Here is a 21,206-nt window from a genome sequence, read left to right as displayed (position 1 = left end):
CCGCACCGGGGTGAGCGGCGGCCGCCCGGCGCCGATACCCTGCTCCTATCGGATCATCGGCTCCCTCCCTGCCGCGCCGTCCAACGGACGCCCACCCCGCAGACGCACCGCGACGAGGAAAGGTGACCGATGAACGAGCACGGCGCGCTGGCCGAGCGGTTCGAGGCGCACCGCGGGCGGCTGCGCGCGGTCGCCTACCGGATGCTGGGCTCGGCCGCCGAGGCCGACGACGCCGTCCAGGAGGCCTGGCTGCGGCTGTCGCGCACCGACCCCGCCGGCATCGACAACCTGGAGGCGTGGCTGCGCACCGTCGTGTCCCGGCTGTGCCTGGACATGCTCCGCGCCCGCACCGCCCGCCGCGAGGAACCCTACGGCTGGCAGCCTCCCGTCCAGGCGGGCGACGGCGACCCCGAACGCGAGGCCGAGCTGCTCGACCAGGTCGGACGCGCCATGCTCGTCGTGCTCGACACCCTCGGCCCCAACGAACGCGTCGCGTTCGTCCTGCACGACGTGTTCGCCGTGCCGTTCGAGGAGATCGCCGCCATCGTCGGCCGCACCCCCGCCGCCGCCAAGAAGCTCGCCAGCCGCGCCCGGCGCCGCGTCCGCGGCGCCGCGGCCGTGCCCGCCGCCGAACTCGCCCGGCAGCGCCGCGTCGTCGAGGCGTTCCTCGCCGCCGCCCGCGGCGGCGACCTGGACGCGCTCCTGGCCGTCCTCGCGCCCGACGTCGTCCGCCGCGCCGACGCCGCCGTCCTCCCGCCCGGCCGCGACCCGGTCGTCCGCGGCGCCGACGCCGTCGCCCGCGAGATCGAGCTGTTCGGCCGCCGCGCCCGCCACGCCGAACCCGCCCTGGTCGACGGGCGCGCCGGCGCCGTCGTCGCCCCGCACGGCCGCCTCCTGCTGGCAATGGCGATCACCGTCCGGGACGGCCGCGTCGCCGAATACGAGCTGATCGCCGACCCCGGGCGGCTGCGGCGGCTCGACCTGGCCGTCCTCGACGACCACTGACCGGGCCGGTCGGGGTGGCCGCGTTCAAGGTCGTTGCGGCTCCAGGTGCAGCGCGGTGATCCCGCAGTCGAACTGCCGCGCGGTCACCAGCCGCAGCGGCCGCTTCGCGCCGGTGTCGGGGAACACCGGCATCCCGGCGCCGAGCGCGGTCGGGTTGACGAACAGGTGCAGCTCGTCCAGCAGCCCCTCGGCGATCAGCCCCCGCACCAGCGTCCCGCCGCCGTAGGCGATCAGGTCGCCGCCCGGCGCGGACTTGAGCCGGTGCACCGCCCCGGCCAGGTCCCCGCCCTCGACCACGGCGTTCTTCCACGGCGACTCGGCCAGCGACCTGGAGAACACGACCTTCGGCGTGTCGTTCATCCAGTCGATCGACTCCTGGTCCTCGCCTTCGGGCCCCGCCTCCCACGTCGGGATGAACCCCTCGGCGAGCCTGCGGCCCAGCACGATGGTGTCGACGGGCCTGGTCAGCGCGCCGACGTAGGCGTTGACGTCGTCGGTCCAGGGGAACGTCAGCCAGTCCATCTCGCCGTCCGGGCCGGCCATGTAGCCGTCGACGCTCATCTGGACCTGGAGCTTGAACTTCCGCACGGTATGTGTCCTTCCGGGTGATTTCGTGACGTGCCCGCAGCGTGCCCGATCCCGTTTACGGGATCCTTACGGCCCCTGCCCGAACCGTCCGCCCCGACGCCCGCCCCGCCCCTGGTCGGCGGGCTCTTTCATTGGACGGGAGCGGTGGGTGATGCTGGGGCGATGATGCACTTCGCGGACGCCGCCCAGTGGGAGGCGTGGCTGGCCGACAACCACGACGCCGAAGGCGGCGTCTGGCTGAAGATCGCCAAGAAGGGCGCCCCGGCCGCCTCGATCACGATCCGGGAGGCGCTGGACGTCGCGCTGTGCTACGGCTGGATCGACAGCCAGCGCAAGTCCCACGACGAGCACAGCTACCTGCAGCGGTACTCGCGCCGCCGCAAGGGCAGCCCCTGGTCGCGGGTGAACGTCGAACGCGTGGAGCAGCTCACCGCCGAGGGGCGGATGCGTCCCCCCGGCCTCGCCGAGGTCGCCGCCGCCCAGGCCGACGGACGGTGGGACGCCGCCTACGCCGCCCAGCGCGACGCCACCGTCCCCGACGACCTGGCCGAGGCGCTCGCCGCCCGCCCCGAGGCCGCCGCCCGCTTCGACGCGCTCGACAAGACCCGCCGCTACCAGGTCATCCTGCCGCTGCTCAAGGCCCGCACCCCGGCCGGACGCCGCGCCCGCCTCGACAAGGCGATCTCCGCACTCCTCGACGACCGCCCGGCTTGATCATTTTTGCCAGGGGCCGCCGCGCGGGTCGCCGGTTGCTGGGCACATCGCGGTGCTCCGCCGCCCCGCGCGGCGCCTGAGAAGGCGGGGCCTCACGGCTCCCGCAGGACGGTGTCGAGGCGGTCGTAGCCCTCGGCGACGCCTCGGGCCATCGGGGACTCGATGACCAGGTCGCGGATCCGCTTGGACTCGAACAGGAACGTCGTGGACAGCGTCGTCGTCCCGTCCCGCTCGGTGAGGTCGTGGGCGACGACGGCCCGGCCCGGATACCAGGCGTCGTCGAACGCCTCGGTGTAGACGAGCCGGGCCGGCGGGTCGATCTCGCGGTAGACGCCGCCGGCGGCCATGCCCGCCCCGTCCGGGCCCCGCCACACGAACCGCCAGGCGCCGCCGACCCGCAGATCGATCTCGGCCGCCACCACGTCCCAGCCGTGCGCGCCGTACCAGCGCCTGACCAGATCGGGCTCGGTCCAGGCCGCGAAGACCAGCGCGCGGGGCGCGGCGAAGTCCCGGGACATGACGATCGCCCGGTCCGAGGGGGTGGCGACCGTCACGGCCGCCAACGCGGATCCCTGCCGATGAAGGCCAGCAGCCGGTCCTGCGCGGAGGCGTCCGGGCCGACCTTCACCTCCGGGCCGAAGACCTCGACGCCCGGGCCGAACGCGCCCGGCGTCCGCAGCATCCGCAGCGTCTCCTCGGGGATGGCGTCCATGCTGGACGACGCCTCCTCGACGTCGGCCGGGTCGATCGCGTCGTCCTGCCCGGTGGCCTTGGCCAGGTCCCAGCCGTGCAGCGGAAGGTCCCGGCTGACGACCTGGTCGATGTGCTGCAGCGCGGTCAGCCGCCCGGACGGCGTGTCGCACTCCCGCCCCGCCAGCGCGGGATCGGCGAGCACGGCCTCGACGTCGGCGCGGGCCGCGCGGAACGCCGCCGCCGGGTCCTCGGCGACGCCCGGCGCGGCGCTGAGGGCACGGCCGATCGGGGTCAGCATCACCCCGTGCATGTCGACGATGTGCCGGACGACGTCCCTGGCCGTCCACTTCTCGCACGGCGACGGGTTCTCCCACTGGTCGGCGCGGACGGCGGCGACCTTCGCGCCGAACGCGTCCGCGCGGCGCCGGTAGCGCGCCGCGATCTCCTCGGCGCCGGCCGCGTCGGCGCGGCCGCGGTACTGCTCCTCGAACTCACTCATCGTCGGTCCCCTTCAGCTCGTCGAGCAGGATGTCCAGGTTCTGGAAGCGGTCCTCCCAGAAGGCGCGGTAGTTCTCCAGCCAGCCCGCCGCGTCCTCGAGCGGGCCGGGACGCAGCCGGCACGGCCGGCGCTGCGCGTCGCGGCCCCGCGAGATCAGCCCCGCCCGCTCCAGCACCTTCAGGTGCTTGGACACCGCGGGCTGGCTCATGTCGAACGGCGCGGCCAGCTCCGACACCGACGCCTCGCCGCTGCGCAGCCGCGCCAGGATCGCCCGGCGGGTCGGATCGGCCAGCGCCGCGAACGTCGCGTCGAGCGCGCCCGTGGCGGCATCGCTCATGACCACCTGCTTTCATGACCACTTTCATGACCAGGGTCGTTAACCTAATGGTTCTATAACCGTCCGGTCAAGGACGGGCGTTCGGCGGGTGGGTGGGGCGGCTGAAATCTCGGCAAAGGTTGCGCCCGCGCCGGGCCATGCGCGCCGGGGCGGGCGGGGCCACGCGGTTAGCGTGCGGGGATGCCGCAGACGCCGGGCGACAGCGCCGCCTACGCGCCCGCCGACATCCCTCCCGACGCCCCCGCCGGGCCCGCCGAGCTCGCCGGAGGACCGTCCGCCGCCGGACGCGGCAGCGCCGGGCCGCCCGGCCGGATGCCGCCGTGGCTGCCCAAGGCGTTCCTGCTCGCCGGCGCGGTCGTGCTGCTGTTCCTGGCCGGGCTGTGGCTGCTGGAACGGCTCCGGGAGCTGCTGCTGCTCCTGCTGACGTCGCTGTTCCTGGCGTTCGCGATCGAGCCGGGCGTCAACTGGCTGGCCCGGCGCGGCTGGCGGCGCGGCCCCGCCACCGCCGTGATGTTCCTGGTCATCGCCGTGCTCGTCGGCGGGTTCCTCGGCGGCATCGGGTCGCTGCTGGCCACCCAGGCGATGAACCTGATCGACGGGTTCCCCGGCTACGTCCGGCACCTCATCGGCTGGATCAACTCCACGTTCGGGACGCGGCTGTCGCAGGACACCCTCTTCCAGCGGCTGCCGACCGTCACCGACACGCTGACCCGGCACCTGTCGTCCCTGGCCGGGAACGTGTGGGGGATCGGCGCCACCGCGTTCGGCGTCATCTTCAAGGGCCTCGGGGTCCTGCTGTTCACCTTCTACCTGTCCGCCGAGGGCCCGCAGTTCCGCCGGACGGTGTGCTCCCTGCTCCCGCCGAGACGGCAGCGGCAGGTGCTGTGGGCGTGGGAGATCGCCGTCGAGAAGACCGGCGGCTACATCTACTCCCGCGCGCTGCTGGCGCTGCTGTCGGGCGTCGCGCACTTCATCGCCATGATCGGGCTCGGCATCCCCTACGCCGCGACGCTCGCGCTGTGGGTGGGCGTGGTGTCGCAGTTCATCCCCGCCGTCGGGACCTACCTGGCGGGCGCGGTGCCGGTGCTGATCGCGCTGACCGTGGCGCCGTCGACCGCGCTGTGGATGCTGCTGTTCGTCATCGGCTACCAGCAGCTGGAGAACTACCTGCTGCAGCCCCGCATCACCGCCCGCACCCTGGACATGCACCCGGCCGTCGCGTTCGGGCTGATCCTGGCCGGCGCGGCCGTCATGGGGCCCATCGGGGTGCTGCTGGCCCTGCCCGTCGGCGCGAGCGTGCAGGCGTTCGCGGGCGCGTACGTGCGGCGCTACGACATCGAGGAGCATCCCCTCACCGAGCCGGACGCGCCCGCCGGCGCGATCTGGCGATGGCTGCGCCGCAAATGATCGTTTAACGTCGGGGCGTGGCGGAGTCCGCGCGGCGGAACCGGTGGCTGCTCCTCGCCGTCGCCGCCGCGGTGGCCGCGTCGGCGGTCTGGCACGCCACCGCCGGGCCCGACCGGGTCGACTGGCTGCCGCCGCGCGCCACCGGCCAGGACTGGTACCCGGTCTGCCAGGGGACGGCGTTCACCCGCGCCGCCCCCTATCGCGGCTCGGGGCCGCACCCGGTCGTGATCTACGGCGGGGGAGGGCCCGGCGGCGGCGCCTCCGCCGACCCCGACAAGCCGCCGTCCACCTGGCGGCCCGCCGCGCCCGGACGGGTGCGGCTGGTCTCCTGCGCCGAGCCGATCGACGACGGCGCCGGACTCGGCGAGGAAGCGGCGCGATGCCCCAGGTACTCGCGGGTCACCGTCCTGGAGCGCCGCCGGACCGGCGAGGTCGCCCTCTACCGGACGCGCTACCTCGTCCGGCTGCTGGAGGCCCGCACCGGACGCGAGGTCCGCCGGTTCGAGATCACCGGCGCCGACGAGGTCTGCCCCCTCCACGCGCCGGAGGCGGCCGTCCACGACCCCGCCGTCCAGCCGCTCGGGGGCGATGTAGCCGGGGCTGCCGATCACCGTCCCCGTCCTGGTCAGCGCCGGGTCCCCGGCCATCTCGGCGATGCCGAAGTCGGTGAGCACCACACGCCCGACCCCGCCCGCCGGGCCGGGGGCGAGCATGATGTTGCCCGGCGTCACGTCCCGGTGCAGCACCCCCGCGGCGTGCGCGGCGCGCAGCGCGCCCAGCACGGCCGCGCCGACCCGCGCCGCCTCCGCCGGCGGCAGCGGCGCCGCCTCCCGCAGCGTCACGCCCTCGACCAGCTCCATCACGATCCACGGCCGGCCGGCGTCGACGACGACGTCGTGCACCACGACGATCGACTCGTGCTCCAGCAGCGCCGCCGCCCGCGCCTCCCGCACCGCCCGCGCCTCCCGCACCGCCCGCGCCATCAGCCGCCGCCGCTCGTCCGGCTCCAGGCCCTCGGGCGGCAGCACCTCCTTCACCGCCACCGGACGCCGCAGCACCCCGTCGGCCGCCTCCCACACCCGCCCCATGCCGCCGCGCCCCAGCTCGCGCACCAGCCGGTACCGGCCGCCGATCTCCACGGTGCCCCACGCTAGCCGCCGCGCCCGGACCAAAGTGATCATTGCCCTGTACCGGCCACGCGGCCGGTTCCGGCGCGGCCGCGGGTGGTGGACGGGCGCGCGGCGCGGGGTTAACTTGCAGGGAGAACCTTGATCGTCGGGACTGCTCGGGGGACGGGAGGGAGCCCACATGTACCGTCCCCGCACGCGCCTTCGATGGCTCGCCGGACTCACCGCCGGGACGCTCGCCGCCACCGGCCTCGCCGCCCTGGCCGCACCCACCGCCCACGCCGACGCCGCGCACGCCGGCGCTGGGCAGGCCGGCGCCGGGCACGGAAGGAACCCGCAGCTGATGCGCGTCCTGCGGTCGATGACGCTGGAGGAGAAGGCCGCGCAGCTGTTCGTCCTGCAGATCTACGGCAAGAGCGCCGACACCGCCGACCCGGCCGCCGTCGCCGCCAACCGCAAGCTGTACGGGGCCGACAACGCCGCGCAGGTCATGGCCCGCTACAACCCCGGCGGGTTCATCTACTACGGCGAGAACGTCACCGACCCGCACCAGCTCGCCGCGTTCTCCAACGGCATCCAGCGCGCCGCCCTCGCCCAGCGCCACCGGATCCCCGCGACGATCGCGATCGACCAGGAGGGCGGCATCGTCGCCCGCGTCCAGCCGCCCGCCACCCAGTCGCCCGGCGCGATGGCGCTGGCCGCCGGGCGCAGCACCGGCGACGCCCGCGCCCTGGCCCGCATCACCGGACGGGAGCTGCGCGCCATCGGCGTCAACCAGGACTACGCGCCCGACGCCGACGTCAACGTCAACCCCGCCAACCCCGTCATCGGCGTCCGGTCCTTCGGGTCCGACCCGGCGCTGGTGTCGTCCATGGTCACCGCGCAGATCGGCGGGTATAGGTCCGGGGGCGTCACCCCGACCGTCAAGCACTTCCCCGGGCACGGCGACACCACCACCGACAGCCACACCGGCGTCCCGGAGATCGACCACACCCGCGCGGAGTGGGAGCGGCTCGACCTGCCGCCGTTCCGCGCCGCCATCGCCCGCGGCGCCGACTCGATCATGACCGCGCACATCGTGGTGAAGTCGCTGGACGCCTCCGGCGACCCCGCCACCCTGTCGCGGCCCATCCTCACCGGCATCCTGCGCGAGCGGCTCGGCTACCGCGGCGTCGTCGTCACCGACGCCCTGGACATGGACGGCGTCCGCGCCAAGTACGGCGACGAGCGCATCCCCGTCCTCGCCCTCAAGGCCGGCGCGGACGTCCTGCTCAAACCGCCCGCCGACGCCGGCGGCACCGGTGTGTTCCCCCGCCAGCTCGCCGCCGTCGTCGCCGCCGTGAAGTCCGGCGAGCTGACCGAGAAGCGCATCGACGAGTCGGTGTACCGGGTCCTGGAGCTGAAGCACAAGCGCGGCCTGTTCCGCGACCCCTACGCCGACGAATCCGAGATCGGCGACGTCGTCGGGACGCCGGAGAACCTGGCCGCCGCGCAGCGCGCCGCCGACCGCACCACCACCCTGATCAAGAACGGCGCGGGCGTCCTGCCGCTGCGGCCGGGCGCCCGCGACGTGCTCGTCACCGGGTGGGGCGTGTCGACCACGGCGGCGCTCGGCACCGAGTTCGCCCGGCGCGGCGCCACCGCCACCGTCCGGCAGACCGGCCTCAGCCCCGGGCAGGCCCAGATCGACCAGGCCGTCGCCGCCGCCCAGGGCCAGGACCTCGTCGTCGCCGTCACCAACCGCGCCTGGGACGTCAAGGACGAGCCCGGCCACAACGGGCCCGGCCAGACCAACCTCGTCAAGGCCCTCGTCGCCACCGGCAAGCCCGTCATCGTCGTCGCCGTCCGCGACCCCTACGACATCGCCTGGTTCCCCGAGGCCGCCACCTACCTGGCCACCTACTCCTACACCGCCGAGGCGCTGCGGTCGCTGGGCAAGGCGCTGATCGGCGAGCTGGACCCGCGCGGACGGCTGCCGGTCACGATCCCCGTCCGCGACGAGCCCGGCACCGCCCTCTACCCGTTCGGCCACGGCCTCGGCTACGGCCGCTGACCCAAGCTGGGCGCCTAGCGGAGCGCCGGCCGAGCGCTAGTCGAGCGCGGCGAGTTCGTCCAGCAGGGCGGCCAGTTCGCGCGGCTCGGAGAGCATCGGCCAGTGGCCGGTGGGCAGTTCCCGGTACGTCCAGCCGGGGCCGGTCATCATGGCGAAGACCGGGTGGCCGTCCTCGCCCATCTGCCGGACGGCGGCCAGCGGGATCGTGCTGGCGATCAGCGTGCGGGGCGTGTCCGGCACCGGGTCGGGACGCGCGGCGGGCTGCGTGGCCGTGCCGAACGGCTGCGGGGTGCCGCGCTCGCGCATCTCGGCGAGCCGCTCCCCGGTCAGCCCGGCGAGGTTGACCGGGTCGGCGGCCGGGTCGAACGGCGGCACCGGGATCAGCCACCCCTCGCCCTCCTCGGCGACCTGCTTCTCCAGCGCCGCCCGCGCCTCGGGGTCGTGGAAGTCGATCCCCGCCAGGCCCGACGGCATCGGCCCGGTGTCGACGTAGACGATCCGCGCGATCCGCTCCGGGATCCGGTCGGACGCGGCGGTCGCGGCCATGTTCGCGCCGCTGTGCGCGACCAGCACGACCCCGGTCAGGCCGCCGCCCTCGACGACCTCGACGATGTCGGCGGCGTGGGCGTCGACGTCCACGTCCGGCGCCGCCTCCCCGGCCCGCTCCGCCATGCCCCTCAGCGTCACCGCGTGGACGTCGTGGCCCGCGGCGCGCAGCGGACCGGCCACCTCGTCCCACGCCCACGCGCCGAGCCAGTATCCGGGGACCAGTACGAACGTTGCCATGTCAGCCGTCCTTTCTCGGTGGTGTCACCACACGCTACGGTCGATACCGGACAGAAACCGCCCAGATTAGGTGAGCGACCCGTGTCACATTCCCCGCCGTCCGGGTCGTCGCATCCGACGACCCGTGTCCTGGCCATGCTCGAATTGCTGCAGGCCAACCACCGCATGCGCGGCGGGGACCTGGCCCGGCGGCTCGGCGTGGACGAGCGAACCGTCCGCCGGTACGCGGCGCGGCTGGAGGACCTCGGCGTCCCCGTCGTCGCCGAACGCGGCCGCCACGGCGGGTACCGCCTCATGCCCGGCTACAAGCTGCCGCCGCTCATGCTCACCGACGACGAGGCCACCGCCGTCGTCCTCGGGCTGCTCGCCGGGCGGCGGATCGGGCTGCCCGCGCAGGCCACCGAGAGCGCCCTGGCCAAGGTGCAGCGGGTGCTGCCCGCCGCGCTCCGCGACCGCGTCCAGGCGCTGCGCGACACCCTCGAATTCACCCTCGCCGTCCGCGACGCCGCCGCGCCCGACACCGGCGCGGTCCTCACCCTGGCCGCCGCGGCGCGGGAGCGGCGCCGCGTCCGGCTGCGGTACCGGTCGTGGCGGGACGCCGAGACCGAACGGGACCTGGACCCCTACGGGCTGGTGTTCCACTCCGGCCGCTGGTACGTCACCGGCCACGACCACCGCAGCGGCGAGATCCGCACGTTCCGCGTCGACCGGGTCGTGTCCGCCGAGCCGGGCGCCGCCCGCTTCGAGATCCCCGGCGGCGTCGACCCCGTCCAGCACGTCACGCGGTCGCTGGCGCGCGTCCCGTACGCGCACGAGGTCGAGGTGCTGCTGGAGACCACCCTGGACCAGGCGCGGCGCCGCGTCCCCGCCACCACCGCCACGCTCACCGAGCAGGACGGGGGAGTGGTCATGCTCGCGCGGGCCGAGCGGCTGGACGGGATGGCGCGGATGCTCGCCGGGCTCGGGTTCCCGTTCGTCGTCCGCCGTCCCGCCGAGCTGCGCGGCCACGTCCTGGACCTGGCGCGGACGCTGGAGGAGCAGGCCAGGCGGTGACCCACCGCCCGGGGGTCAGGAGGAGGCGGTGCGGGCGTCCCACTCGTGCCGCAGCATCGCGTACACGACCTCGTCGCTCCACTCGCCCTTGACGATCTCGTTCTGCATCAGATGCGCCTCGCGGCGCATCCCGAGCCGCTCCAGCACCCGCGCGGACGCGGCGTTGCGGCCGTCCAGCCGCCCGCACACCCGGTGCAGGTCCATGCCCTCGAACCCCAGCCGCAGCACGACCTCGGCGGCCTCGGTCGCGAACCCCTTGCCGTGGTAGGCGGGGTTGAAGATGTAGCCGATCTCGCCCTGCCGGTGCTCCCTGCTGCGCCACTGCAGGTTGACCTCGCCGATCAGGTCGCCGGTCTCGCGCCACACCACCGCCAGGACGAGCCAGTCGCCCTCCTTCTCCACGGTGGACGCGCTCATCTTCTGCTTCAGGAACTCCCGCGACTCCTCCAGGTTCCGCGGCTCCCAGTACAGGAACCGCGCCACCTCGGGCAGCGACTGGTAGGCGTACAGGCCCTCAAGGTCGCCCTCGCGGAACGGCCGCAGGGTCAGCCGCTCGGTCTCGATCGGGTAAGCCGGACGCAGCATGCGATGATCCTATTCACCGTGTCCGGTCTTGTGCGACCCGTGATCCCCGCAGATTAGGCCCGGCGGGCGCCATGACCCGTCCCCGCCCCGTCGCCGGTGCGGGGTTCGTCGCCGGAGTCCTCCGCGATGCCCGCCGCGCGGCGTTCGTCGTCGTCGAACCCTCGGGTGTCGCGGAACTCCACGTACGGCCCCTCGCCCGGACGGGCGCCCTCCTCGACGGCGCGGCCGCGTTCCAGCTCGGCGTTCAGCTCGGCGCCCAGCAGGATCGCCAGGTTCGTGATCCACAGCCACACCAGGAACACGATGATCCCCGCGAGACTGCCGTAGGTCCTGTTGTAGGACGAGAACCCCGACACGTACAGCGCGAACAGGCCCGACGCCGCCAGCCACAGCACGATCGCCAGGACGCCGCCCGGCGTCACCCACCGGAACCGGCGCTTGGCGTTGGGCGCCGCCCAGTACAGCAGCGAGAACAGGAACGCGATCACCACCAGCAGCACCGGCCACTTGGCGATGTTCCACACGGTGACCGCCTGCGAGCCGAGCCCGAGCAGGTCGCCGGCCTCGCGGGCCAGCGGCCCCGACACCACCACCGCGATCACCGACGCCGACAGCAGCACCAGCGTCACCAGGGTGATCATGACGCGGAGCGGGACGGTCTTCCAGAACGGCCGCCCCTCCGGGATGTCGTAGACGACGTTGGACGCCCGCATGAACGCCCCCACGTACCCCGACGCCGACCAGATCGCCGCCGCCAGGCTCACCAGCGCGACGATCCCCGCGCCGGCGCGGTTGCCCTGCAGCTGGGTGATGGAGCTGACCAGCAGCTGCTTCACCGACCCTGGCGCCATGTCGCCGGCGCTGGCGATCAGGTCCTGCGTCACCGACGTGCCAGCCAGGCCCACCAGGGACACCACCACCAGCATCGCCGGGAAGATCGACAGCACGGAGTAGTAGGTGAGCGCCGCGGCCCAGTCGGACAGGTTGTCGTTCTGGTACTCGCCGGCCGTGCGTTTCAGGGCCCGTCCCCACGTGGTCGCGGGCAGGTCGGTGGGCGCGCCGGGTGCGGTCATGGCCGGGGCTCCCTCCCCCTCAGCGGATCGGACGGCGGCCGCGCCGCATCCGGGCGGCCCGCCCCCACGGCGCCTTCGACTTACCGCCCCACGGCATCTTCGACTTGGACGAGCGGCCCCATCCCGGCTTGGACGGGCGGCCCCAGCGCGTCCCGGACGAGCGGCGCCGCCGCAGCCACACCGCCCCCAGCGCCACCGCGCCCGCCGACGCGACCACGATCCCGCCGCGTTTGGCCTGCTCCGCGCCGCCGGCGTCACGGGCGCGGGCGGCGGCGTCGCGGGCCCGCTCCTTCGCCTGCGCGGCCTTCTCCCTGGCCATCGCCTTCACGTCGGCCTTCGCCGCGAGCTGCTCCACCGTCTCGCCGAGGTCGTGGCGCGCCCGGTCGACCTCCTGGCGCAGCTCCTCGGTCCCGGCGGCGGCGCCGTGCTTGCCCCGCGCCGTCCCGTGCCTGCCCTGCGCCGTCTCGTGCTTGTCCTGCGCCGTTTCGTGCTTGTCCTGCGTCGTCATCGGTGCGTCGCCCTCTCCTTCAGCTCGGCCACGGTCTGCCGGGCCCCGTCCATGGCCTGCTCCGGCTTGGGCGGCGTGGCCTGCCTGGTCTGGGACCGTCCCAGCACCGCCAGGACGCCCGCGACCAGCATGAGGAACCCGCCGACGATCAGCGCCGCCGCCCACACCGGCAGCGCCAGCGCGATCGCGGCGACCGCCGCCGCGAGCAGCACCGCCACCCCGTACAGCGCCACCAGCGCGGCGCCGCCGAACATCCCGGCGCCGGTCCCGGCGTGGCGGCCCTTGTCCTTCAGCTCCGCCACCGCCAGCCGCAGCTCGGCGCGCATCAGGTCCGACACCTGCTGCGTGGCCTGCTTGACCAGTTCGCCGGTCCCCGGTTCGCGGCGGTGGCCGTCGAACTCGGGGGCGCGTCCGTAGTCGTGCCGGTGGGCGCCCGCGGTGCCGGGCCCGTTCCCGGGCACGGCCTCGGATCCGGCCCCGGTTTCGCCGTTGTGTGCCTGCCGCACGATGCTCATGACCTCCGGCCCCCTCCGCGTGTCCGCTCGACTAGAAGCCTGGGTTAAGCCGTTCCCCCTGCTCGCCGCCTAAACTCAGGCGGTGGTGAGCCAGCGGACCCGGTGGGCCTCGGTCGGGTCCGGGGTCTCCCAGCGGCGGACGAGCCGGTCGATCACCGCGTCCGGCACGGGCGCGGACCGTCCCCGGTTCCGGTCGCGGACCACCCGCGGCGGCGCCTCCAGCGCGACGACCTCCACCCGTCCCCGGTAGCCGGCGATGAGGCCGGTGCACGCCTCGCGCTGCGTCCGGGACACGTTGGTGGCGTTCCACACGAACGACCGCCCGGCGCGCAGGTGCTCGCGGGCCAGGTCGTGCGCGGCGGCCGCCACGGCGCGCTGGTCCCCGGCCGGGGACACGCCCAGCTCGGCGCGCAGCCGGTCCAGGCTGACGACCGGCACGCCGGGGCGGTTCGCGGCGATCCAGTGGTCCTTGCCGACGCCCGGCAGCCCGGACAGGACGGTCGCGGTCAGCCGCGTGTCGTCGTAGGCGGCGTAGCCGGGGTCGCGTCCGGGCTTGCGGAAGTACCAGAACCGGGCGTGGTCGGACGGGAACGCCCGCGGCCCGTCCAGGCAGTCCTGCTCGGCGCAGTACTCCCCGTACAGGCCGACGTTCTCCAGCAGCTCGGCGGTGTCGGGGCAGACGCGGCCGAGGATGTCGGCCGACGCCAGCAGCACCAGATCGTCGTTGCGGGCCAAAAGGCTGACGCGGAACGCGATCTGCTGCAGGTCGGGGCGCTCCAGCGCCCAGAACGGCACTTGGTGGTGGCGGATCAGCGCGGCGACGTGCTCGCGCCACTCCACGGGCGCGTCCAGCTCCCACAGGATCCGCCGCACCATCAGGTCGCCGCGCCGCGAGTGGCCGCGCGCGGTGATCCGGCCGTCGCCGTCGACGGCGGTGCAGTGCGGCTTGGCGATGTCGTGCATCAGCACCGTCGCGAACAGCCGCACCCGTTCCGCGTGCGGGCGGGCCCGCCACCGCGGCAGCGACGCCAGCGCCTCGCACGCCATCCGGGTGTGGGTCTCCACGTCGCCCTCGCCGTGGAACACCGCGTCCTGCGGGACGCCGGCCATGTCGCGGACCCAGTCGAAGGCGCCCCGGATCCGCGCCCAGTCGAGGTCCCAGTGCGGCGGCGCGGGGCACAGGTCATCGAACACCCGCATACAGCACCTCCGGGTCGGCGAGGCCGTTGGCGACGATGGGACGCTCCTGCCAGTGGGTCCCCGAGTCCAGGATCGCGGTCAGGAAGCTCGGCCGGACCCACTTGTAGCGGTCGACGGTCCTCCCGCCCTCCTCCACCTTGACGTAGAGGCCCTCCATCTCGTCGGAGGCGTCGCTCTCCTCGGCGACGCGGGCCGGGTCGGCGCCGCCCGCCTCCGCCGCCGCGCGCAGCGCGTCCCGCCAACCGCGGGTGCGGCAGGTCGACGGGCCCGCGAACGCGGTCAGCGCCGCCACGTCCTCCAGCGGGCCCTCGTGCAGGACGGGCACCGACACCACCGGCGTGCCGTCGAGCAGCTCGCGGCGCGCCGCCGTGGACAGGAACGTCCCGTCGGACTGGTCCAGGACGTCGAACTCACAGAAATAGTGGGGGAGCGCGTCGTAGAAGACGGTGTGCTTGGCGTACAGCCACTCCCCGTACAGGACGTACCGGTCGCCCAGCCGCTCGCGCAGGACATGCTGGACGGACGCCGCCCACGCCTTCAACGGCCCGAACTGCCGCTCGCGCGGCCCGCCCGTCAGGTAGTGGCCGCGGCTCTGCAGCCGCAGCTCACCCTCCGCGGTGAAGCTGATGCCGGCGTTGGCGCCGTCGAGCTTCTCCTCCACCACCAGGTACCGCCCGGCGATCGCCGCGAACGGCGCCGAGGCGAGGTCGTGGTCGCCCGGCTGCAGCCGGGAGCCCTCGATGTGCCGGGTCCGGGGGTACTTGCGGAGCATGCCGACCGTTCTAACGAACGCCGCCGGCCGTGCCAACCGGTTTTCACCCCGGCCGGGCCCGCGCCGCGCCCGCCCCGCGCCCGCTCTGGGCCCGCCCCGGGTCAGCTGACGGTGACGCGGGCGAGCGCGCCGGTCTCCAGCGCCACCCACAGCGCGCCGTCCGGGCCGAGCGCGATGCCGTGCGGCTCGCAGCCGGGGGTCGGCAGCGGGTGCTCGTCCATGCGGCCCTCCGGCGTGATCCGGGCGACGTGCGCGGTGCCCCACTCGGTGAACCACAGGTCCCCGCCGGGCCCGGCGACGATCGCGTGCGGCCGGGCCGCGGGGTCGGGCAGCGGGAACTCGGTGACCTTCCCGTCGGTGGTGATCCGCCCGATGTGCCCGGTGCCGATCTCGGTGAACCACAGCGCGCCGTCCGGACCCGCCGCGATGCCCACGGGCGCGGACCCCTCGGTGGGCAGCGGATGGACGGTCACGTCCCCGTCCATCCCGATCCGGCCGACCGCGTTGCCCTGGTTGAGGGTGAACCACATCGCCTCGTCCGGGCCCCGCGCGATCATCGAAGGCAGCGCGTCCCGGGCGGGCAGCGGATGGTCGGTGACGTGCCCGTCGACGGTGACGCGGCCGATGCTCCCGCCCTGCATCCGGGTGAACCACAGCGCCCCGTCGGGCCCGGCGGCGATCCCGCACGGGCCGCCGCCGTCCGGGACCGCGAACTCGACGACCTCGCCCTCCGGGGTGATCCGGCCGATCGCGCCGCCGCCGTACGCGGTGAACCACAGCGCGCCGTCCGGGCCCGCCGTGATCGTCGTCGGCCCGGCCGGGACGGGCCCGTGGACGGCGAGGTCCCCGTCCGGCGTCATCCGGCCCACCCGCCCCGCGTGGACGAGCGTGAACCACACCGCGCCGTCCGGCCCGGCGGCGACACCGTACGGGCCCGCGTCCGGACCGGCGACCGTGAACTCCCTGATCGTGGCATGTGAACCCTGCGGCATGGATCGTCCCCCCTCGTCCCTCATCTGCTGTTTCCGTCCGATGGCGAGGTTAACGCAACCAATGTTGCGTTACGATCGGGATGTGAGATCTCGCAGGCAGGGCGAGTGCGGGCACTGCGAATGCAGGCGGGGCGGGTGACCGCCGCCGGGCCCGGGAGCGTCCGCCCCGGCGGCCGCACCGCGCGGGTGCGCGAGGCCGTCCGGCGGGCCACGCTCGCCGAGCTGTCCGAGCACGGCTACCGGGGGCTCAGCGTCGAGACCGTCGCCGCCCGCTCCGGCGTCCACAAGACCACCGTCTACCGGCGCTGGGGCGGCGCGGGCGGGCTCGTCGCCGACGCGCTGGACGCCGCGGCCGGCGAACCGTGGCCCGTCCCCGACACCGGCACCCTGCACGGCGACCTGCGGGCCATCGCGCGGCTCGTCCTGACCGGCTTCACCGACCCCCGGCAGGGGCCCGTCACGCGGGCGTTCGTGTCGGCCGCCGCGCAGAGCGCCGAGGCCGCGCGCGCCCTGCACGCCTTCTTCGCGCGGCGGCACGAGCAGGCCGCGGCCGTGGTGCGGCGCGCCGCCGAGCGGGGCGAGGTCCCGGCGGGGACCGACGCCGCCGACGTCGTCCGCGCCGCCGTCGCGCCCCTGTACCACCGGCTGTTCATCACCGGCGAGCCGGTCGACGAGGCCTGCGCGGACCGCGCCGCGGCGGCGGCCATCGCCGCCGCCCGCGCCGGCGTCTTCCGCCAGCACTCGACCGACGCAGGCGTGTCCGGTGCGGGCGTGTCCGGTGCGGGCGTCACGGGGACAGGCGCGCCGCCCGCGCGTTGAGGTACCGCTGCTCGGGGACGCTGTGCGTGCGCCCCGCCGCCGCCAGGTAGGACTCGCGCGCGCCCGCCGCGTCGCCCGACATCTCCAGCAGGTGCGCGCGGACCGCGTGCAGCCGGTGATGCCCCGAGATCCGCCGGTCCGAATCCAGCTTCTCCAGCAGGGCGAGCCCGGCCGCCGGGCCGCGCGCCATCGCCACGGCGACCGCGTGGTTCAGCGCGGCCATCGGGTTGCCGGACATGCCCAGCAGCACCTCGTACAGCGCGGCGATCTGCGGCCAGTCCGTCTCGTCCGCCGACGCGGCCTCGTCGTGCAGCGCCGCGATCGCCGCCTGCACCTGGTAGGGGCCGGCCGGGCCGCGGGGGAGCGTCGCCGACACCAGCTCCAGGCCCTCGGCGATGTCGCCGGACCGCCACCGGCTCCGGTCCTGCTCGGCGAGCGGGACCAGCGCGCCGTCCGGGGCCGTCCGGGCGGGACGGCGCGCGTCGGTGAGCAGCATCAGCGCCAGCAGCCCCGCCGCCTCGCCGTCGCCGGGCAGCAGCCGGTGCACGATCCGCGCCAGCCGGATCGCCTCCGCCGACAGGTCGGGACGGAACAGGCCCGGCCCCGCCGTGCTCGCATACCCCTCCGTGAAGATCAGGTACAGGACGTGCAGGACGGCGGCGACCCGCTCGGCGCGCTCCTCCGGCGCGGGCGGCCGGAACGGGACGCGGCTGTCCCTGATCCGCTTCTTGGCGCGGCTGATCCGCTGGCCCATCGTCGGCTCGGGGACGAAGAACGCGCGGGCGATCTCCCCGGTCGTCAGCCCGCCGACCGAACGGAGCGTCAGCGCGATCCGCAGGTCCGGGGTCAGCACCGGATGGCAGCACAGGAACAGCAGGATCAGCGTGTCGTCGGCGTCGCGCGGCGGGCTGTCGGCGGCGGGGGACAGCCACTGTTCCGGCAGCCGGAACGCGGCGACCGCGTCCTCGCGGCGGCGGCGCGCCTGCTCGGCCCGCAGCAGGTCGGTCAGCCGCCGCGACGCCACGGTGATCAGCCAGGCGCGCGGGTCGTCGGGCACGCCGCCGTCCGGCCACTGCGCCGCGGCGGCGATCAGCGCCTCCTGGACGGCGTCCTCCGCGGCGTCGAAATGCCCGTACCGGCGGACGAGCGCGCCGAGGACCTGCGGCGCCAGCGGGCGCAGCAGGTCCCCGAACCCGGCCCCGCGCCGGCCGCCGGTCATGGCGCGGTCATCCCTCCAGGTCGGCGCGGCCGTCGACGAGCGGCCGCAGGTCGGCGTAGGCGCTGCCCTGCGCGGCCGCGGGCGCCGGGCACTCGCTCAGCCGCGCGGTGATCTCCGACGCGCGGTCGAAGCCGTCGCACTCGATGATCGTGTACCCGGCGAGGACCTCGGCGGTCTCGGGGTAGGGGCCGTCGGTGACGACCGGCACCCCGTCCCTGGAATGGAACCTGCGGGTGTGGATGGGCGCGGCCAGGGCGTTGGCGTCCACGAACTCGCCCGACTCGACCAGGTCCTGGTTGAACTTCTCCATGAACGCGCCCATCGCGGCCAGGTCCTCGGCCGTCCAGACCGCCTCGCCCGCGGGCACCATGCCCGCCATCTCGTCGTAGTCCCGCTGCGACGCGTACAGCATGATCATGTACTTCATGGCCGTCTCCCTCTCGTCCCGGCGCCCCTCCGGCGCCTCTCACCGGAGACGTCGGAGCCGCCGCGCCCCGTTCGACACCTTCACAGCGTGCACCCCGGAAATGCCCGCCCCGAAACCCGCATCAGGGCGGCGGGCAGCGGGCTTGCATCCGGGACCGCGGTACAGGGTTACCGTCGAAACATGGACGTGAACCATGCCTGGGCGCCCGAGGGGGCGCGGGCGTGCACGCTGCCGACGGCCGAACGGCCGCTGCGGGAGGCCGAGTTCGACGCGCTGTTCGCCGAGGCGGCGACCGGCGTGGAACGCGCGGGCCCGGGACGGACGCGGGTCCGGCTGCGGCCCGGCCCGGAGACGGCGGGACGCGCCGCCTCCCTGGCGGCCCGCGAGAACGCCTGCTGCTCCTTCTTCACCTTCACCGTGACCGTCTCCGGCGGGGACCTGACGATGGACGTCGCCGTCCCCGCCGCGCACACCGGCGTCCTGGACGCGCTGACCGCCCGCGCCGAGAGCGTGCTCAGCGCCGGGCCGTCCCCGCGCGAGGAGCAAGCGTGACCGGCGGGGCGGGGCTGCGCAGCGGGCAGGTCGCGGCGGCCGCCGGGGTGAACCCGCAGACGCTGCGGTACTACGAGCGGCGCGGCCTGCTCGACGACCCCGCCCGCACCCCCGGCGGGCACCGCGTCTACCCGCCCGAGACCGTCACCCTGCTCCGCGTGATCAAGACCGCGCAGCGGCTCGGCTTCACCCTCGACGAGGTGGCCGGGCTCCTGGCTGCGGGCGCCGGGGGACGAGCCGCGCCGGGCGCCGGGCTCGCGGGACGGGCGCGCGCCAAACTGTCCGGCATCGAGGCCAGGATCGACGAGCTGGCCGCCGTCGCAGCGACGCTGCGGTCCGCGCTGGCCGCGGGCTGTGACGACCTGGTGACCTGCGCCGCCGAGCCCGGCTGCCCGCTGCCCTTCCCCGCAGAGTAGGCGGCACCGCCCTGCCGCGGGGCCGGGTCAGGCGAGGCCGGCGTCGTGGGCCAGCAGCGCGATCTGGGTGCGGTTGTCCAGGTCGAGCTTGGTCAGGACGCTGGAGACGTGCGCCTTGACGGTCGCGACGCCCATGAACAGCTCGGCGGCGATCTCGGCGTTGGAGCGCCCCCGGGCGATGGCGAGGACGACGTCGTTCTCCCGCGGGGTGAGCCGGCCGAGCGCCGCGCGGGCCCGCTGGTGCGCGCCGGCCTCGACGGCCGCGCGGTCCATGAGCCGCCGGGTGATCCGCGGGGAAAGGATCGGGTCCCCGGCCGCGACCCGCCGGACCGCGTCGACGATCTCCTCCGGCGGGGTGTCCTTGAGCAGGAACCCGCTGGCCCCGGCGCGCAGCGCCCGCAGGATGTTCTCGTCGGAGTCGAACGTCGTCAGCACGACGACCTCGGGCGGGTTCGTCCGGGACCGGAGCCTGCGGGTGGCGGTGATGCCGTCCACGCGCGGCATCCGCAGGTCCATGAGGACGACGTCGGGCGCGTGCGCGTCGGCCGCCGCGGGCACCTGGTCGCCGTCGGCGGCCTCGCCCGCCACGGTGATGCCGGCGGTCCCGTCCAGCATCATCGACAGCCCGGCGCGGACGAGCGCGTCGTCGTCCACGATCAGGACGCGCAGGGGCCGGGTCACGCGGGCCATGGCAGCCAGGCGTGCAGCCGGAACTCGTCCGCGGTGGCCTGGTGGTCGAGGCGGCCGCCGGCGAGCCGCACCCGCTCGGTCAGGCCGACCAGTCCCGTCCCGCTGCCGGGCGCGGCGGGCGCGGCGCCCGGGTCGTCGGGCAGCGGGTTGCGGACGTCGATGACCAGCCGGGCCCCGGGCCGTCCCCGCAGCTCGACGCGGACGGGACGGCCGGCCGCGTGCTTGCGCGCATTGGTCAGCGCCTCCTGGACGACCCGGTACGCGGTCCGCCCGGCGGCGGCGGGCAGCGCGCCGGGGTCGACGACCTCGTCGCGCAGCTCCACCCGCCCGCCCGCGTCCCGCGACTCCTCCACCAGGCGGGACACGTCGTCCAGCACGGGCTGCGGGCGGCCCTCCTCCGCCTCGTCCTCCCGCAACAGGACGATCACGTCGCGGAGCTCGTCGAGCGCCTGGTGCACCCCGGCGCGGACCACCCCGGCGGCGTGCGCGAGCTTCTCCGGCGGCGCGTCCGGACGGTACTCCAGCGCGCCCGCGTAGGTGGCCAGCAGCGACAGCCGGTGGGCCAGCACGTCGTGCATCTCCCGCGCGATCCGGGCGCGTTCCGCCATGCGCGCCTCGGCGACCCGGCGGCCCTGCTCGGCCTCGGCGCGGCGGGCCCGTTCGCGCAGCGACTCCAGCAGCGCCCGGCGCGCCCGCGCCAGCGCGCCCCAGCCGATCAGCGCGCCGTACCCGAGCGAGATCAGCAGCAGCCACCAGCCGAACGAGATCCCGTCCGACGGCTGCCACCACCCCTGCACGACGTGCGCGCCGACGCCCGCCACGGCGATCCCGGCGGCGACCGGGAACGGGCGGCGCTGCGCGACCTGCAACGCACCCAGCGTCGCCGCCGGGGTCGCGGCCGGCGACACAGCCGCCAGCACGGTCAGCGCCACCGCGACCGCCACCGGACGCCACAGCAGCGCCGGGGACAGCAGCCACGCCGCCGCCCCGATCGCGATGTCCAGGGCGAGCCGCCCGTCCGGCACGTCCGCGCTGTACCGGCCCCAGATCGTCAGCGACACCAGCGCGCCGGTGACGGCGAGCACGATCGCGACGTCCGGCCGCCTGCCGCGCCGCCGGCACGGGGCGGCGGATTCCAGTCCGTCAGTTTTCTCGTTCACGTGCGAAGGCTAGCCC

Annotated in this window: 25 protein-coding genes; 8 read left to right on the top strand and 17 right to left on the bottom strand. The window is 75.2% G+C overall.

Annotated features, from left to right (window positions below; translation table 11 throughout):
• Window positions 1-129 precede the first annotated feature (129 nt).
• A complete protein-coding gene (locus tag ACH35V_RS17875; RefSeq protein ID WP_395973598.1) occupies window positions 130-1,005 on the top strand; it encodes a sigma-70 family RNA polymerase sigma factor in 876 nt (291 codons plus the stop codon).
• 24 nt (window positions 1,006-1,029) lie between these two features.
• Here the strand turns inward: ACH35V_RS17875 and ACH35V_RS17870 are convergent, their stop codons facing one another.
• Entirely contained in the window at window positions 1,030-1,593 is a 564-nt protein-coding gene (locus tag ACH35V_RS17870; RefSeq protein WP_395973596.1) for a dihydrofolate reductase family protein, read from the bottom strand.
• Between the two features lie 162 nt (window positions 1,594-1,755).
• On the opposite strand from ACH35V_RS17870, the gene ACH35V_RS17865 reads away from it, so the two are divergent.
• Window positions 1,756-2,307: a YdeI family protein gene (locus ACH35V_RS17865; RefSeq protein WP_395973594.1), complete on the top strand. Its 552-nt coding sequence runs from the start codon at window positions 1,756-1,758 to the stop codon at window positions 2,305-2,307.
• Between the two features lie 92 nt (window positions 2,308-2,399).
• On the opposite strand, the gene ACH35V_RS17860 is transcribed toward ACH35V_RS17865, so the two are convergent.
• The 3 genes from ACH35V_RS17860 to ACH35V_RS17850 are packed head-to-tail and all read right to left on the bottom strand — an operon-like array spanning window position 2,400 to window position 3,836.
• Window positions 2,400-2,861, bottom strand: a complete 462-nt coding sequence (locus ACH35V_RS17860) for an SRPBCC family protein (RefSeq protein WP_395974150.1) — start codon at window positions 2,859-2,861, stop codon at window positions 2,400-2,402.
• Window positions 2,858-3,499, bottom strand: a complete 642-nt coding sequence (locus ACH35V_RS17855) for a TIGR03086 family metal-binding protein (protein WP_395973593.1) — start codon at window positions 3,497-3,499, stop codon at window positions 2,858-2,860. Before ACH35V_RS17855 ends, ACH35V_RS17860 begins: the two co-directional genes overlap by 4 nt.
• Window positions 3,492-3,836, bottom strand: a complete 345-nt coding sequence (locus tag ACH35V_RS17850) for an ArsR/SmtB family transcription factor (RefSeq protein WP_395973591.1) — start codon at window positions 3,834-3,836, stop codon at window positions 3,492-3,494. Before ACH35V_RS17850 ends, ACH35V_RS17855 begins: the two co-directional genes overlap by 8 nt.
• Window positions 3,837-4,016: 180 nt before the next feature.
• Between ACH35V_RS17850 and ACH35V_RS17845 the strand changes: the two genes are divergently transcribed.
• Window positions 4,017-5,243 (top strand): AI-2E family transporter, encoded by a 1,227-nt coding sequence (locus ACH35V_RS17845; RefSeq protein ID WP_395973590.1) that lies wholly within the window; start codon window positions 4,017-4,019, stop codon window positions 5,241-5,243.
• Here ACH35V_RS17845 and ACH35V_RS17840 read toward each other — a convergent pair.
• Window positions 5,165-6,382, bottom strand: a complete 1,218-nt coding sequence (locus ACH35V_RS17840) for a protein kinase (protein WP_395973588.1) — start codon at window positions 6,380-6,382, stop codon at window positions 5,165-5,167. The genes ACH35V_RS17845 and ACH35V_RS17840 overlap by 79 nt on opposite strands.
• Before the next feature lie 169 nt (window positions 6,383-6,551).
• Here ACH35V_RS17840 and ACH35V_RS17835 point away from each other — a divergent pair, with 169 nt between their 5' ends.
• The gene (locus ACH35V_RS17835; RefSeq protein ID WP_395973586.1) at window positions 6,552-8,423 is read left to right on the top strand and encodes a glycoside hydrolase family 3 protein; all 1,872 of its coding nucleotides are present in this window, start codon (window positions 6,552-6,554) and stop codon (window positions 8,421-8,423) included.
• 36 nt (window positions 8,424-8,459) lie between these two features.
• Here the strand turns inward: ACH35V_RS17835 and ACH35V_RS17830 are convergent, their stop codons facing one another.
• Window positions 8,460-9,209, bottom strand: coding sequence for an alpha/beta fold hydrolase (locus ACH35V_RS17830; RefSeq protein WP_395973584.1), 750 nt, complete (start codon window positions 9,207-9,209; stop codon window positions 8,460-8,462).
• An 81-nt stretch (window positions 9,210-9,290) separates the two neighbouring features.
• On the opposite strand from ACH35V_RS17830, the gene ACH35V_RS17825 reads away from it, so the two are divergent.
• Window positions 9,291-10,262 (top strand): helix-turn-helix transcriptional regulator, encoded by a 972-nt coding sequence (locus ACH35V_RS17825; protein ID WP_395973582.1) that lies wholly within the window; start codon window positions 9,291-9,293, stop codon window positions 10,260-10,262.
• A gap of 15 nt (window positions 10,263-10,277) precedes the next feature.
• On the opposite strand, the gene ACH35V_RS17820 is transcribed toward ACH35V_RS17825, so the two are convergent.
• The 7 genes from ACH35V_RS17820 to ACH35V_RS17790 form a co-directional block, all read right to left on the bottom strand.
• Entirely contained in the window at window positions 10,278-10,847 is a 570-nt protein-coding gene (locus ACH35V_RS17820) for a GNAT family N-acetyltransferase (protein WP_395973580.1), read from the bottom strand.
• Window positions 10,848-10,900: 53 nt separating this feature from the next.
• Entirely contained in the window at window positions 10,901-11,920 is a 1,020-nt protein-coding gene (locus ACH35V_RS17815; RefSeq protein WP_395973579.1) for a YihY/virulence factor BrkB family protein, read from the bottom strand.
• Window positions 11,921-11,939: 19 nt separating this feature from the next.
• Complete coding sequence (locus tag ACH35V_RS17810; RefSeq protein WP_395974149.1) at window positions 11,940-12,320, bottom strand: DUF3618 domain-containing protein; 381 nt, start codon at window positions 12,318-12,320, stop codon at window positions 11,940-11,942.
• A gap of 104 nt (window positions 12,321-12,424) precedes the next feature.
• The gene (locus tag ACH35V_RS17805; RefSeq protein ID WP_395973578.1) at window positions 12,425-12,943 is read right to left on the bottom strand and encodes a phage holin family protein; all 519 of its coding nucleotides are present in this window, start codon (window positions 12,941-12,943) and stop codon (window positions 12,425-12,427) included.
• Between the two features lie 75 nt (window positions 12,944-13,018).
• Window positions 13,019-14,143, bottom strand: a complete 1,125-nt coding sequence (locus tag ACH35V_RS17800; protein WP_395973577.1) for an AAA family ATPase — start codon at window positions 14,141-14,143, stop codon at window positions 13,019-13,021.
• Entirely contained in the window at window positions 14,127-14,915 is a 789-nt protein-coding gene (locus ACH35V_RS17795) for an RNA ligase family protein (RefSeq protein WP_395973575.1), read from the bottom strand. The genes ACH35V_RS17800 and ACH35V_RS17795 overlap by 17 nt, the downstream gene beginning before the upstream one ends.
• 101 nt (window positions 14,916-15,016) lie before the next feature.
• Complete coding sequence (locus tag ACH35V_RS17790) at window positions 15,017-15,907, bottom strand: virginiamycin B lyase (RefSeq protein WP_395973573.1); 891 nt, start codon at window positions 15,905-15,907, stop codon at window positions 15,017-15,019.
• 105 nt (window positions 15,908-16,012) lie between these two features.
• Here ACH35V_RS17790 and ACH35V_RS17785 point away from each other — a divergent pair, with 105 nt between their 5' ends.
• Complete coding sequence (locus ACH35V_RS17785) at window positions 16,013-16,726, top strand: TetR/AcrR family transcriptional regulator (RefSeq protein ID WP_395973572.1); 714 nt, start codon at window positions 16,013-16,015, stop codon at window positions 16,724-16,726.
• On the opposite strand, the gene ACH35V_RS17780 is transcribed toward ACH35V_RS17785, so the two are convergent.
• A complete protein-coding gene (locus ACH35V_RS17780; protein WP_395973571.1) occupies window positions 16,695-17,945 on the bottom strand; it encodes an RNA polymerase sigma factor in 1,251 nt (416 codons plus the stop codon). The two genes, ACH35V_RS17785 and ACH35V_RS17780, sit on opposite strands and share 32 nt — an antisense overlap.
• Window positions 17,946-17,952: 7 nt before the next feature.
• Window positions 17,953-18,372 (bottom strand): YciI family protein, encoded by a 420-nt coding sequence (locus tag ACH35V_RS17775; protein ID WP_395973569.1) that lies wholly within the window; start codon window positions 18,370-18,372, stop codon window positions 17,953-17,955.
• Between the two features lie 180 nt (window positions 18,373-18,552).
• Between ACH35V_RS17775 and ACH35V_RS17770 the strand changes: the two genes are divergently transcribed.
• Both ACH35V_RS17770 and ACH35V_RS17765 read left to right on the top strand, forming a co-directional pair.
• Window positions 18,553-18,924, top strand: coding sequence for a hypothetical protein (locus ACH35V_RS17770; protein ID WP_395973567.1), 372 nt, complete (start codon window positions 18,553-18,555; stop codon window positions 18,922-18,924).
• Entirely contained in the window at window positions 18,921-19,340 is a 420-nt protein-coding gene (locus ACH35V_RS17765) for a MerR family transcriptional regulator (RefSeq protein ID WP_395973565.1), read from the top strand. The genes ACH35V_RS17770 and ACH35V_RS17765 overlap by 4 nt, the downstream gene beginning before the upstream one ends.
• Window positions 19,341-19,367: 27 nt before the next feature.
• On the opposite strand, the gene ACH35V_RS17760 is transcribed toward ACH35V_RS17765, so the two are convergent.
• Entirely contained in the window at window positions 19,368-20,030 is a 663-nt protein-coding gene (locus tag ACH35V_RS17760; RefSeq protein WP_395973563.1) for a response regulator, read from the bottom strand.
• Complete coding sequence (locus ACH35V_RS17755) at window positions 20,018-21,190, bottom strand: sensor histidine kinase (RefSeq protein ID WP_395973561.1); 1,173 nt, start codon at window positions 21,188-21,190, stop codon at window positions 20,018-20,020. The genes ACH35V_RS17760 and ACH35V_RS17755 overlap by 13 nt, the downstream gene beginning before the upstream one ends.
• Between the last annotated feature and the right edge of the window lie 16 nt (window positions 21,191-21,206).

The organism is Actinomadura sp. 1N219, from assembly GCF_044326405.1.
Classification (GTDB): Bacteria; Actinomycetota; Actinomycetes; order Streptosporangiales; family Streptosporangiaceae; genus Spirillospora.
The sequence above is the reverse complement of the archived record's forward strand: the minus strand, read 5'-3'. Positions and strand labels throughout refer to the sequence as shown.

Coding starts and splice junctions, on each gene's coding strand:
- ACH35V_RS17875 (WP_395973598.1), top strand. CDS start 130: ATGAACGAGCACGGCGCGCTGGCCGAGCGGTTCGAGGCGCACCGCGGG.
- ACH35V_RS17865 (WP_395973594.1), top strand. CDS start 1,756: ATGATGCACTTCGCGGACGCCGCCCAGTGGGAGGCGTGGCTGGCCGAC.
- ACH35V_RS17855 (WP_395973593.1), bottom strand. CDS start 3,499: ATGAGTGAGTTCGAGGAGCAGTACCGCGGCCGCGCCGACGCGGCCGGC.
- ACH35V_RS17850 (WP_395973591.1), bottom strand. CDS start 3,836: ATGAGCGATGCCGCCACGGGCGCGCTCGACGCGACGTTCGCGGCGCTG.
- ACH35V_RS17845 (WP_395973590.1), top strand. CDS start 4,017: ATGCCGCAGACGCCGGGCGACAGCGCCGCCTACGCGCCCGCCGACATC.
- ACH35V_RS17835 (WP_395973586.1), top strand. CDS start 6,552: ATGTACCGTCCCCGCACGCGCCTTCGATGGCTCGCCGGACTCACCGCC.
- ACH35V_RS17830 (WP_395973584.1), bottom strand. CDS start 9,209: ATGGCAACGTTCGTACTGGTCCCCGGATACTGGCTCGGCGCGTGGGCG.
- ACH35V_RS17820 (WP_395973580.1), bottom strand. CDS start 10,847: ATGCTGCGTCCGGCTTACCCGATCGAGACCGAGCGGCTGACCCTGCGG.
- ACH35V_RS17815 (WP_395973579.1), bottom strand. CDS start 11,920: ATGACCGCACCCGGCGCGCCCACCGACCTGCCCGCGACCACGTGGGGA.
- ACH35V_RS17805 (WP_395973578.1), bottom strand. CDS start 12,943: ATGAGCATCGTGCGGCAGGCACACAACGGCGAAACCGGGGCCGGATCC.
- ACH35V_RS17800 (WP_395973577.1), bottom strand. CDS start 14,143: ATGCGGGTGTTCGATGACCTGTGCCCCGCGCCGCCGCACTGGGACCTC.
- ACH35V_RS17795 (WP_395973575.1), bottom strand. CDS start 14,915: ATGCTCCGCAAGTACCCCCGGACCCGGCACATCGAGGGCTCCCGGCTG.
- ACH35V_RS17790 (WP_395973573.1), bottom strand. CDS start 15,907: ATGCCGCAGGGTTCACATGCCACGATCAGGGAGTTCACGGTCGCCGGT.
- ACH35V_RS17780 (WP_395973571.1), bottom strand. CDS start 17,945: ATGACCGGCGGCCGGCGCGGGGCCGGGTTCGGGGACCTGCTGCGCCCG.
- ACH35V_RS17775 (WP_395973569.1), bottom strand. CDS start 18,372: ATGAAGTACATGATCATGCTGTACGCGTCGCAGCGGGACTACGACGAG.
- ACH35V_RS17770 (WP_395973567.1), top strand. CDS start 18,553: ATGGACGTGAACCATGCCTGGGCGCCCGAGGGGGCGCGGGCGTGCACG.
- ACH35V_RS17760 (WP_395973563.1), bottom strand. CDS start 20,030: ATGGCCCGCGTGACCCGGCCCCTGCGCGTCCTGATCGTGGACGACGAC.